This window comes from Staphylococcus sp. ZWU0021, from assembly GCF_000798895.1.
In the GTDB taxonomy this organism is placed as follows: Bacteria; Bacillota; Bacilli; order Staphylococcales; family Staphylococcaceae; genus Staphylococcus; species Staphylococcus saprophyticus.
In genome coordinates this window covers 161510-174119 of sequence record NZ_JTLN01000005.1, presented here as the reverse complement: position 1 = coordinate 174119, position 12610 = coordinate 161510, and the positions used below count along the sequence as shown (strand labels likewise).

Genomic DNA, 12610 nt, shown 5'->3' with positions numbered 1-12610 from the left:
GTATATCTAGGTTTTTTTATCGACGACTTTTAAAGGCATAGACATCGTTGGCAGTAATGTATCAATGTAATAATCAGCGTGGCATACGTATGTTTTATCCATTGCTGTAATCATGATGAACCACTGATTTATGTCTGCCTATGAATGAAATGTGAAATTTTTCTACTATAATATTAGTGCCATCGTATAATGTATGCTATTATAATAGTGTTAAGAAAAACGAAATAAGGGGTTATCACGTTGAATAATCACTATAAAGTAGGTCAACATGTCAAAGTTCGTGTGACTGGTATTCAACCGTATGGCGCTTTTGTAGAAACCCCTGACAATGCTGAAGGTTTAATTCATATTTCTGAAATTATGGATGATTACGTCCATAATTTAAAAAAATTTTTATCAGAAGGGCAAATTGTAAGAGCGAAAGTGATTTCAATTGATGATGAAGGTAAACTGAATCTTTCTTTAAAAGATAATGACTATTTTAAAAATTATGAACGTAAGAAAGAAAAACAGTCAGTGTTAGATGAAATTAAAGAGACCGAACGATATGGGTTTCAAACAATTAAAGAACGCTTACCGGTTTGGATAAAGCAGTCCAAAAACGCGATTAAAGATGAGTAATTTATCTTTTGAAAAAGCTGCCATTTCATGATTGAAATGGCAGCTTTTTTGTTTATAACATTTTAGCAAATATGACAATAAAGTGAGTATTTGTTTTAAAGTATGCGAATATGGCTATACAAAAATATATGCGTGAGCATATTTATTTTAAATTAAAACTGAGGTAGCTAAAATAAAAAAGTATTAAAAATTATCCAAACTTTTTAAAAGTACATTTAGGAGGAACAGTAAACATGAATCAAAAATTCCAACCATTATTTGAAAAATTAACTTTACCGAATAAAGTTGAATTAGATAATCGTTTTGTATTAGCGCCATTAACACATGTATCATCTAATGATGATGGCTCTATTTCTAATGAAGAAGTCGTATATATGGAACAACGCTCAAAAGATGTAGGATTAGCCATTTCCGCAGCGAGTAACGTTACCGATTTAGGAAAAGCATTCCCTGGTCAACCATCTGTTGCACATGATTCGAATTTAGAAGGTTTAAAACGTTTAGCGCAAGCTATGAAGAAAAATGGTGCTAAAGCAATTGTTCAAATTCATCACGGTGGTGCACAATCATTACCTAATTTAACACCGGGTGGAGATGTTGCTGGACCTAGTCCGATTTCAATGAAAAGTTTTGGTGAGCAAGAAGAACACCATGCACGTGAAATTACAGTAGATGAAATTAAAGAAACAATTAAAGCATTTGGAGAGGCAACGAAGAGAGTCATTGATGCTGGATTCGATGGCGTAGAAATTCATGGTGCCAACCATTATTTAATTCATCAATTTGTTTCACCTTATTACAACCGTCGTGATGATGAATGGGGAGAAGACCGTTTGAAATTCGCTTCAGAAGTGATTGATGAAGTAACCGAAACGGTTAAAAAGTATGGTAGTAAAGATTTTATTGTTGGCTATAGACTTTCACCAGAAGAAGCAGAATCTCCAGGTATAAGCATGGAAATTACTGAAACATTGGTTAAGCATTTAATTGAAAAACCATTAGACTATCTACATGTATCATTAATGGATATACATTCTAAAACACGTGAAGGTAAATATAAAGGTCAAGAACGTGTACAATTATTATTAGAATGGATGGACGGCCGTATGCCATTAATTGGAATTGGTTCAATCTTTACTGCTGATCAAGCAATTGAAGCAATTGAGTCTACGAAAGTTGATCTTATTGCTTTAGGTAGAGAAATATTACTAGATCACAACTTTATTAGTAAAATTAAAGACGGTAAAGAAGATGAAATCATTTCACAATTTGATCCTGAAAGAAAAGATAGACATCATTTACCACCAAATTTATGGGATCAATTCAATCGAGGATTCTACCCATTACCAAGAACAGATAACAAATAAATAACACATTTGAACGCATAAATTTTCTGATGAATGAATCCAGAAGATTTATGCGTTTTTTTTACGAATATAATGCTTAAACATACAATTAAATGCAAAAATAATAATAGTTAATTTTATTTTTAAATTTAAGGAAATTTTCTTGTAATCATAGTTAGGATTATGTCATTATATATGTAAGGGCTTACATAATTTTGACAATTGTATATATGAATTTAACAATGCAAAAAATAGCGTATTTAAGACGTTGAACAGTGATTGAGTAAGCTGTTTTAGAAAATAGTTTCAGTTCACGTGTAAATACGTTATGCTATGAGTGAGTATTGCTTAGGAGTCATTTTTGCTCTTAAATTTTTACAAAGGGGAGATATCATGTCAAGATCAGAAGAAATCATTGAAGTAACAAATCATTATGGTGCACAAAACTATGTACCACTTCCAATTGTTATCTCGGAAGCGGAAGGCGTATGGGTCAAAGACCCTGAAGGAAATAAATATATGGATATGTTATCTGCATATTCAGCTGTAAACCAAGGTCATAGACACCCTAAAATTATCCAAGCTTTGAAAGAACAAGCGGATAAAGTTACATTAGTTTCACGCGCTTTCCATAGTGAAAATCTAGGTGAATGGTATGAAAAAATTTGTAAGCTTTCTGGCAAAGCAAAAGCTTTACCGATGAACACTGGTGCGGAAGCAGTTGAGACTGCATTAAAAGCAGCACGTCGTTGGGCTTATGATGTTAAAAATATACAACCAGATAAGGCAGAAATTATTGCTTTCAATGGTAACTTCCATGGTCGAACAATGGCGCCTGTTTCCTTATCGTCTGAACCTGAATACCAACGTGGGTATGGCCCGTTATTAGATGGTTTCCGTAAAGTAGATTTTGGTGATATTGAGGCTGTTAAAGCAGCAATTAATGAAAATACTGCAGCTATTCTGATTGAGCCGATACAGGGAGAAGCAGGTATTAATGTACCTCCAGAAGGTTATTTGAAACAAATTAGAGAATTATGTGATGAGCATAACGTTTTATTTATCGCTGATGAAATTCAAGCTGGTCTTGGACGTTCAGGTAAATTATTTGCAACAGATTGGGATAATGTAAAACCGGATGTTTATATTCTAGGTAAAGCTTTAGGTGGCGGTGTATTGCCAATTTCAGTGGTATTAGCAGATGAAGAAGTATTAGGTGTATTCACACCTGGTTCACACGGATCAACATTTGGTGGTAATCCACTTGCTTGTGCAGTATCAAATGCAGCGCTAGATGTCATTATCGATGAAGATTTACCAGGACGTTCTTTAGAGTTAGGTGATTATTTTAAATCAGAATTAGAAAAAATAGACCACCCAGCAATCAAAGAAGTACGTGGACGTGGATTGTTTATCGGAATTGAACTTAATGAAGCAGCAAGACCATTCTGTGAATCTTTAAAAGAGCAAGGTTTATTATGTAAAGAAACGCATGATACGGTAATTAGATTTGCACCACCACTTATTATTTCTAAGGAAGAATTAGACTTTGCATTAGACAAAGTTAGAAGTGTTTTTGAGTAAATTCACACTTCTGTAACATATGTTCTGAAACCCCTTTAAAAAGGTGAATCTTATGTTACAATTATCATGAAAGCGAAATCATTAGTAACGAAAAAGAGGCGAAATGAATCATGACTGAGAATAATAATTTAGTTACTTCTACGCAACAAATTATTAAGGAAGCATTGCATAAATTGGGATTTGACGATGGTATGTATGATTTGGTAAAGGAACCTTTACGTTTCCTACAAGTTAGAATTCCTGTACGTATGGATGATGGTACTGTACAAACATTTACTGGTTATCGTGCACAGCATAACGACGCTGTTGGACCAACAAAAGGTGGGGTTCGTTTCCACCCAGAAGTTGATGAAGAAGAAGTTAAAGCATTATCAATGTGGATGACATTGAAATGTGGCATTGTAGATTTACCATACGGTGGTGGTAAAGGTGGTATCGTTTGCGATCCACGTCAAATGAGTATTCATGAGGTAGAGCGTCTATCTCGCGGATATGTTCGTTCAATTTCTCAATTTGTTGGACCGACAAAAGATATTCCAGCACCAGACGTATTTACAAACTCTCAAATTATGGCATGGATGATGGATGAGTATAGTTCGCTAGATAAATTTAACTCTCCAGGGTTTATCACTGGTAAACCGATTGTATTAGGTGGTTCACAAGGACGTGACCGTGCTACTGCACTAGGTGTTGTCATTGCTATCGAACAAGCGGCACAAAGAAGAGGACTAAATCTTAAAGGTGCGCGTATTGTCATCCAAGGATTTGGTAACGCTGGTAGTTTCTTAGCTAAGTTCTTGTATGATATGGGTGCAACAATTGTTGGGATTTCAGATGCGTATGGTGCACTACATGATCCAGAAGGTTTAGATATTGATTACCTATTAGATAGAAGAGATAGTTTTGGTACGGTTACGAACTTATTTGATGAAACAATTTCAAATAAAGAATTATTTGAAATTGATTGTGATATCTTAGTTCCTGCAGCCATTGCGAATCAAATTACTGAAGACAATGCTCATGATATTAAAGCTGATATTGTTGTTGAAGCGGCAAATGGACCAACTACACCAGCTGCAACACGCATATTAACTGAACGTGATATTCTACTCGTACCTGATGTATTAGCAAGTGCTGGTGGAGTTACAGTTTCATACTTTGAATGGGTGCAAAATAACCAAGGTTATTATTGGTCTGAAGAAGAAGTTAACACGAAAATGCGTGAAAAGCTTACAACAGCCTTTGACACAATTTATGAATTATCTCAAAATAGAAAAATTGATATGCGCTTAGCTGCATATATTGTAGGTATTAAACGTACGGCAGAAGCTGCACGTTACCGTGGTTGGGCTTAAGCCAATACAGATATAACAAAAACGACAATTGCTGTTTTTATCAGCAATTGTCGTTTTTTCGTATGTTGTTTAATGGATTTAAAAATAAAGGAATAAACAAAAATTAATATTTATTCTGTTCTCCTTCATTTATTACTTGTTTGTATAGATCTGGATAATTTGTAAATACACCGTCAACACCATAATGATTCAATCGCTTCATATCTTCTGGGTCATTAACTGTAAATGGGTGTACAAGTAAACCAGCTTTTTTAAGATTTTTAACATTTTGTTTTGTTAAATCAGAGGCTTCAGGGCCTACACCAATTGCATAATTTCTAATTTCATTAAAATCTTGCTGAGATAAAGCTAATAATTCACCTTTATCAAGTAAACGGATTAATGGCACATTTGAGTTTAGTTTCTGCATTTTAAGTAAACTTTCTTGTGAAAAAGATTGTACTAAAACTTGACCATTATTAAGTGATTGTTTATTTAACATATGATGTTTATTAAGGGAATCCAATAATTTTTCTTCCATACCTGGATAAACATCAGGCGATTTTGTCTCAATGTAGTAATTAGCTGATGTTCCATAACGCTCTAAAATTTCATCTAGGGTTGGAATTTTTGCACCTTTATAATTTGAATTAGCATATTGCGGATTTTGGCTATTAAATTTACTGCCAGCATCTAATTGTTTTAATTCTTTTAATGTATATTGATCCACTCTACCTGTTCCATTTGTTGTACGATCTACTGTTTCATCATGCATTGCAACTAAATGGCCATCTTTAGTCATCTGTAAATCAATTTCTATGTATGAGGCACCTATGGCATTATGACTCTTATCATATGAGAAAAAAGTATGTTCCGGTGCATATCCGCTCGCACCTCTGTGTGCAATTGTCGTGAATTTTTCGCCTGTCAAATTTTGTACTTTCTTTTGGTTATGTTGTGATTGATTACTAGACCCGCTTTGTTGCTTTGTAGTGTTTGACTGTTCTGTATAGGTATTACCGTTTCCCGAAGCTTCAATAAATGATGAAGTACACAAACCCGATAATGTTAAAGCAGTTATACTAGAAACGATTAGCTTATGTGTATGTTTCATAATGACGACACTCCTTAATATGAACTATATGCTCACAGTACATAAAAAAGAGGGGGATGAGAATAGAATTTACAGTATTATAATTCAAAATAAATAAAATTAATTTTAAGCTTACAATTTTAAAAGAAATATATAGTTATAGAATCTAAAGTGAAGACAATGGAAACTTTTAAAATAAAGATGAAACTGAACCTCAAATTTCTAATAGAGTTTTCCTAGTCATCTATTACCTAATTGAAGAAGAGTCTGGAACATCTATTTTTGTCCCAGACTCTAACTATTATATGTGACCTAATGACATATTAAAAATCTATGCATGTTTAGTCACTGAGTTCTTTATGAATGATGTCGAGTTGTTGTTGTACCGATGATTGACCCGTCGAACCGTAACTAATTCTTCTGCTTACACAATTTTCTGGTTTTAAATAATCATAGATATCCGCTTCTATCAGTTCATTTGCACTCTGATATTGTTCTAAAGGAACATCTAATAAATATATATTATGTTGAATAGACCAAAGCACAATTTTACCAACAACCTCGTGTGCGCTCCTAAAAGGGACACCTTTATTCACAAGATAGTCTGCGAGTTCAGTCGCATTTGAAAAATCATTGTATACCGTTTGTTGTAGACGTTCGACATTAACTGTCATTGAATCTATCATACCGTCAAATATGCGTAATGATCCTTTTAAGGTGTGAACGGCATCAAATAATCCTTCTTTATCTTCTTGCATATCTTTATTGTATGCTAAAGGTAGACCTTTGAGTGTCATCAACATACTCATCAAGTGACCAGTTGTACGTCCAACTTTGCCTCTTATAAGTTCAGCCATATCTGGGTTCTTTTTTTGAGGCATAATGGATGAGCCAGTTGAAAAAGCATCTGATAAGGTAATAAAATTTGCTTCAGCTGAAGACCAAAAAATAATTTCCTCAGCAAAACGTGACAAATGTACCATTGTTAATGAAATATTATGCAATGTTTCAACAATATAATCTCTATCACTCACAGCATCCATACTATTTTCATATATGGCACTAAAATCCAAAAGTGATTGCGTTTCATGACGATCAATCGGATAGGTAGTACCACTTAATGCGGCCGCACCTAAAGGAGAAATATCAATACGTTTTAAACTATCTTGAAAACGTGATTTATCTCTTTCCAACATCCAATAATAAGTTAGTATATGGTGCGCGAATGAAATAGGTTGTGCTCTTTGTAAATGTGTATAGCCTGGCATAATAGTGTTAATATGCGATTCAGCAGTATTTACAATTGTATGTTGAAACTGTGTAATTAATTCAATCAAAGCATTGACTTCAGCTTTTGTATAGAGATGCATATCTGTAGCAACCTGATCATTTCTACTACGACCAGTGTGTAATCTACCTCCAGCATCACCAATACGCTTAATTAATTCATGTTCAATATTTAAATGAATATCTTCTAACGAAGTATCCAATTCTAAATTATCTTGTTCATAATCCTTCAATATGGCATTTAAACCTTCAATAATTTGGTCGCAGTCTGAATCTGTAATGATATCTTGTTTCGCTAACATTTTTGCATGTGCAATACTCCCTTGCACATCATACTGAATTAACGTCTTATCGAAGTGGATAGAGGCATTGAATTCATCAACCCAATCCTCAGGTTGCTCGCTAAATCTACCACCCCATGCTTTATTGCTCATCTTTATAGCCACCGTGTAACATTGAATTGACTTTTGTAGGTAAACCAAAGATATCAATAAAACCAACTGCGGATTCTTGATTAAATGCGTCTTCTTTTGTATAAGTTGCTAATTTTTCGTTGTATAACGTATAAGGTGATTGTCTACCATTGACGATAGCATTGCCTTTGTACAATTTAAGACGTACATCACCAGTAACGTGTGCTTGTGTACTATCAACAAATATTTTTAAACTATCTGTAAGCGGAGAGAACCATAGGCCATTATATATTTGTTCAGAAAATTGTTTTTCAATAACTGGTTTGAAATGTGCAACATCTTTTGTCAGTGTTATTGTTTCTAGCGCTTTATGTGCATTCATAATTACTTCTGCTGCGGGTGTCTCATAGACTTCTCTTGATTTGATACCAACGAGTCTATTTTCTACGTGATCTATTCTACCAACCCCATGTTTACCTGCGAGTTTGTTTAATTCTAAGATGAGTTCACTTAATTTATAAGCTGTGCCATCTAAAGAGACAGGGATACCTTTTTCAAAAGAGAGTACAATTTCTTCGGCTTCATCTGGCGCGTCTTCTAATTCGTTTGTTAAATCATATGCATCTTTTGGTGGTGTAGCATAAGGATCCTCAAGAATGCCACATTCATTACTTCTACCCCATAAATTTTGGTCAATTGAATAAGGAGAATCATGTTGAATAGGGACTGGAATATTATGCCTAATTGCATAATCGATTTCTTCTTCACGGCTCCATGCCCATTCTCTTACTGGTGCAAATACTTTTAATTCAGGGTCTAATGCTTTAATTGCAACTTCAAAACGTACCTGGTCATTTCCTTTACCTGTACATCCATGCGCAATACCTACTGAGTTTGTTTTGCTAGCAATTTCAACGAGTTTTTTTGAAATTAAAGGTCTTGATAATGCTGATACTAAAGGATATGTTCCTTCATACATTAGATTGCCTTTGATTGCATACGATACATAATCTTGGCTGAATTCTTCTGTAGCATCAATAATATGACATTCTATAGCCCCCATATCTAATGCTTTTTGATGTACTAATTCTAAATCTTTACCCTCACCGACATCTAAGCAACATGCAACCACATCATAACCTTTATCTAATAACCATTTAACTGCCACACTAGTGTCTAAACCACCTGAATATGCTAATACGATTTTCTCTTTCATAGTGCCACCTCATTTAATTTGATTGAATTTGTCTTTTTTATGAATTTGATATGGATAGTATAGCAGATGATGAATGAAAATAAAACCATTATTTTACATAAATATGCATATAATATTTTGACCTTCAGTATGAAAGTCGATTTATAGGGCTTTGAATATGAATTTATGTTATAGGAAGGGGAAATGTAATGTATATAATAGTGAATAAACTATAAAGCTCATTATTCTTGGATGATAAGGTTTAACTATTATTTTTGATAAACGATAGGCTAGTTGTTTGAATAGTCAAAATAAACTTAGTAAAATAATAATGAAATTAAAAACACTGGAGGCAATTCAATATGACGCATATTCAATTAGATTATGGTAAAACTTTAGAATTTTTTGGCGAACATGAACTACAACAACAAAAAGATATAGTTAAATCAATTCATAATACTATCCATAAAGGTACTGGCGCAGGCAGCGACTTTCTTGGTTGGATTGATCTTCCTGTTGATTATGATAAAGAAGAATTCTCACGTATTTTAGAAGCTTCAAAACGGGTCAAAGACAACTCGGAAGTATTTGTAGTTATTGGTATTGGTGGTTCTTATTTAGGTGCACGTGCTGCGATTGAAATGCTAACTTCTTCATTTAGAAATAGCGATGAATATCCTGAAATTGTATTTGTTGGTAATCACTTATCATCTACTTATACTCAAGAATTAATAGATTATCTAGACGGTAAAGATTTTTCAGTAAACGTTATTTCTAAATCTGGTACTACGACTGAACCAGCCGTATCATTCAGATTGTTTAAACAACTTTTAGAAAATAAATATGGTAAAGAAGAAGCGAAAAAACGTATCTTTGCTACTACAGATAAAGAAAAAGGTGCATTGAAGCAATTAGCTACAAATGAAGGTTATGAAACATTTGTAGTGCCAGATGATATCGGTGGCCGTTATTCAGTATTGACAGCTGTTGGTTTATTACCAATTGCAGTTGCTGGTATTGACATTAAAGCAATGATGGAAGGTGCAGCGAAAGCACGTGAAGAATTGTCATCTGAGAATTTAGAAGATAATATTGCTTATCAATATGCAACGATTCGTAACGTTTTATATGCAAAAGGTTATGATACAGAAATGTTAATTAACTATGAACCATCAATGCAATATTTCAATGAATGGTGGAAACAATTATTTGGTGAATCTGAAGGTAAAGACTACAAAGGTATTTATCCATCAAGTGCAAACTACACAACAGATTTACACTCACTTGGACAATATGTACAAGAAGGTCGTCGTTTCTTATTTGAAACTGTTGTTAAAGTAAATAATCCAAAACATGATATTACGATTGAAGAAGATAGTGATAATTTAGATGGTTTAAATTATTTAGCTGGAAAAACAATCGATGAAGTAAATACAAAAGCGTTTGAAGGTACATTATTAGCGCATACTGACGGTGGCGTACCTAATATCGTTTTAAATATACCTCGTCTTGATGAAGAAACATTTGGTTACGTTGTTTACTTCTTTGAATTAGCTTGTTCAATGAGTGGTTACCAATTAGGTGTTAATCCATTTAACCAACCTGGTGTAGAAGCATATAAACAAAATATGTTCGCTTTATTAGGTAAACAAGGATTTGAAGATAAAAAAGAAGCATTAGAAAAACGTTTATAATATTTTCTAGTAGTTTGAAGTTAGATTGCTTACATTAAAATATGTAATGACAATGAAAAAGAGTGTGACGTTTATAGCGTCGCACTCTTTTTATGCATTTTTATCGTATGCATACATCTAATACATGATAGCAAGCTCATTCCTGAGACCGATTTATCATATGCTGAATACTTTATAGTTTTAAATAAGCAACTTTACACTTATAATTATATAGAATAGTTATAATGAGGGTTGATTTAATGACAGAGGAGCAAGTACAGCATTGGTTTGATATGTTTGGTAGTTTAGGTTATATTGCAGGTTTCCTGCTACCTTTTATTGAAGCTTTTATTCCGATTTTACCAATCATTGTGTTTATCATTGTAAACGTCAATGCTTTTGGGTGGTTTATAGGTACTGTATTAGCTTGGGCTGGGACAGTTGCAGGGAGTTATATTGTCTTCTTGTTTTTCAGAAGATTAAATAATACAAAGTATATGAAAAAGGTTCAGCAACGTACTTCTGTGCAGAGGTTGATTCATTTTATCGATCGAAGAGGCGTTATTCCTATCTTTATTTTAATGTGCTTTCCATTTACACCAAGTGCACTCGTAAATATCGTTGCAAGTATGTCTCATATTAAAGCGCATGCTTATCTAACTGTGCTGATTATTTCTAAGTTTATCATGATTGGACTCGTTGGTTGGTTAGGCAATGATATTACGACTTTATTCTCTAATCCAACACGATTGATTACAATTGTGGTTGTCATTATCATCGTTTGGTTCGTTGGAAGGAAGATTGAGAAACATTTTATGAGTTCGTCGGAGGAGTGACAACTTGCGAAAAATATTAAAACATTTGATTTCAATTATAATTGCGATTATTATAGTACTGTTGATTCAAGCTTTTGTTATTACTGGTTCAGTGGTGAAAGATAATACAATGTCTCCGAATCTAAAGGAAAATGATCGTATATTTGTAAATAAAATAAAACCAACATTTGATTTGTTAGATAATAATGATATTATAATGTATCGTAATGGTGATGATATCCAATATAGTAGAATTATTGGCAAGCCTGGGCAGTCGATTGCTTTTAAAGGCGGTAAGCTTATTAGAGATGATAGGCAAGTTGATGAACCTTTTACCCAAAACAGCATAGAAAATTTATCACTTAGGGATATAAAAAATTCTGAAAGTGATATCATACCACCAAATGCTTATTTTGTGCTCAATGATCAACGTACGAATAAGCATGATTCTAGGATATTGGGCTATATTAAGAAAGAAGATATTATCGGTAATGTTAGTATGAGATATTACCCATTTAAAAAATTCACGGTAGACTTCAATTAAATAGACGAGGTGTAAAAATTGAGAAAAGAGATAATCGAATGGATTGTATCCATTGTAGTAGCAGTTGCATTAGTATTGCTGATTGTTAACTTTGTGGCTAAACCGTATACAGTTAAAGGTGACTCTATGGATCCGACATTGAAAGATGGAGAACGTGTGATTGTAAATTTATTTTCTAAAAATTTAAGCGGCATTGAAAAAGGAAATGTTGTTGTATTCCATGCTACAAAAGAAAATGATTATGTAAAACGTGTGATTGGTACAGAAGGTGACAACGTAGAGTACAAGAAAGATGAATTGTACGTTAACGGTAAAAAAGTAGATGAACCTTACTTGGATTATAATAAGAAGCATAAACAATATAATTACATTACAGGAAGCTTTGAAACTAAAGATATCAATCAAGTAGATGAAAAGAATAAAATTCCTAAAGGTAAGTTGTTAGTGTTAGGAGACAACCGTGAAGTAAGTAAAGATAGTCGTTCGTTTGGTTTAATTGACGAAGATCAAATAGTCGGTAAGGTATCATTCAGTTTCTGGCCGCTAAATGAAATGAAATTTGGATTCAATCCTGATACAGATTATGGAAAGTAGATAAATTGCGTAAGAGATAGAACGCTCGCACCAATAGATGATTTCATAGTCTATTACAATAATTTAAAAATGAACTGGAGACCAAGTAGGTTTCCAGTTCATTTTTTATAT

General features: G+C 33.4%; 11 protein-coding genes. 8 read left to right on the top strand and 3 right to left on the bottom strand.

The genetic code is table 11. The features are described from left to right. Positions 1–240 precede the first annotated feature (240 nt). The 4 genes from ygs to L987_RS01400 all read left to right on the top strand — a co-directional run bounded on the left by ygs (position 241) and on the right by L987_RS01400 (position 4906). Positions 241–621: a S1 domain-containing post-transcriptional regulator Ygs gene (ygs, locus tag L987_RS01415; protein ID WP_002483797.1), complete on the top strand. Its 381-nt coding sequence runs from the start codon at positions 241–243 to the stop codon at positions 619–621. Positions 622–854: 233 nt separating this feature from the next. Next, on the top strand, positions 855–1988 hold the full coding sequence (locus tag L987_RS01410) for an NADH-dependent flavin oxidoreductase (RefSeq protein ID WP_047502537.1): 1134 nt from the start codon (positions 855–857) through the stop codon (positions 1986–1988). Positions 1989–2360: 372 nt separating this feature from the next. Beyond that, the gene (locus L987_RS01405) at positions 2361–3551 is read left to right on the top strand and encodes an ornithine--oxo-acid transaminase (protein ID WP_002483795.1); all 1191 of its coding nucleotides are present in this window, start codon (positions 2361–2363) and stop codon (positions 3549–3551) included. 110 nt (positions 3552–3661) lie between these two features. After that, on the top strand, positions 3662–4906 hold the full coding sequence (locus L987_RS01400; protein WP_047502534.1) for a Glu/Leu/Phe/Val family dehydrogenase: 1245 nt from the start codon (positions 3662–3664) through the stop codon (positions 4904–4906). Between the two features lie 103 nt (positions 4907–5009). Here L987_RS01400 and L987_RS01395 read toward each other — a convergent pair whose 3' ends face one another. The 3 genes from L987_RS01395 to L987_RS01385 form a co-directional block, all read right to left on the bottom strand. Further along, complete coding sequence (locus L987_RS01395; protein ID WP_011303511.1) at positions 5010–5999, bottom strand: glycerophosphodiester phosphodiesterase; 990 nt, start codon at positions 5997–5999, stop codon at positions 5010–5012. A 320-nt stretch (positions 6000–6319) separates the two neighbouring features. Continuing rightward, positions 6320–7699 (bottom strand): argininosuccinate lyase, encoded by a 1380-nt coding sequence (gene argH / locus L987_RS01390; RefSeq protein WP_011303510.1) that lies wholly within the window; start codon positions 7697–7699, stop codon positions 6320–6322. After that, positions 7689–8894, bottom strand: a complete 1206-nt coding sequence (locus L987_RS01385) for an argininosuccinate synthase (RefSeq protein ID WP_047502531.1) — start codon at positions 8892–8894, stop codon at positions 7689–7691. Before L987_RS01385 ends, argH begins: the two co-directional genes overlap by 11 nt. A 341-nt stretch (positions 8895–9235) precedes the next feature. Here L987_RS01385 and L987_RS01380 point away from each other — a divergent pair, with 341 nt between their 5' ends. From L987_RS01380 to lepB (L987_RS01365), 4 genes are all read left to right on the top strand, one after another. Continuing rightward, a complete protein-coding gene (locus L987_RS01380) occupies positions 9236–10567 on the top strand; it encodes a glucose-6-phosphate isomerase (protein ID WP_011303508.1) in 1332 nt (443 codons plus the stop codon). Between the two features lie 239 nt (positions 10568–10806). After that, a complete protein-coding gene (locus L987_RS01375; protein ID WP_011303507.1) occupies positions 10807–11382 on the top strand; it encodes a TVP38/TMEM64 family protein in 576 nt (191 codons plus the stop codon). A 4-nt stretch (positions 11383–11386) separates the two neighbouring features. After that, positions 11387–11905: a signal peptidase I gene (lepB, locus tag L987_RS01370; RefSeq protein ID WP_011303506.1), complete on the top strand. Its 519-nt coding sequence runs from the start codon at positions 11387–11389 to the stop codon at positions 11903–11905. An 18-nt stretch (positions 11906–11923) separates the two neighbouring features. Then, entirely contained in the window at positions 11924–12499 is a 576-nt protein-coding gene (gene lepB, locus L987_RS01365) for a signal peptidase I (protein WP_011303505.1), read from the top strand. The last annotated feature ends 111 nt before the right edge of the window (positions 12500–12610 follow it).

Coding starts and splice junctions, on each gene's coding strand:
- L987_RS01380 (WP_011303508.1), top strand. CDS start 9,236: ATGACGCATATTCAATTAGATTATGGTAAAACTTTAGAATTTTTTGGC.
- L987_RS01400 (WP_047502534.1), top strand. CDS start 3,662: ATGACTGAGAATAATAATTTAGTTACTTCTACGCAACAAATTATTAAG.
- L987_RS01410 (WP_047502537.1), top strand. CDS start 855: ATGAATCAAAAATTCCAACCATTATTTGAAAAATTAACTTTACCGAAT.
- L987_RS01405 (WP_002483795.1), top strand. CDS start 2,361: ATGTCAAGATCAGAAGAAATCATTGAAGTAACAAATCATTATGGTGCA.
- L987_RS01385 (WP_047502531.1), bottom strand. CDS start 8,894: ATGAAAGAGAAAATCGTATTAGCATATTCAGGTGGTTTAGACACTAGT.
- argH (WP_011303510.1), bottom strand. CDS start 7,699: ATGAGCAATAAAGCATGGGGTGGTAGATTTAGCGAGCAACCTGAGGAT.
- L987_RS01395 (WP_011303511.1), bottom strand. CDS start 5,999: ATGAAACATACACATAAGCTAATCGTTTCTAGTATAACTGCTTTAACA.
- L987_RS01375 (WP_011303507.1), top strand. CDS start 10,807: ATGACAGAGGAGCAAGTACAGCATTGGTTTGATATGTTTGGTAGTTTA.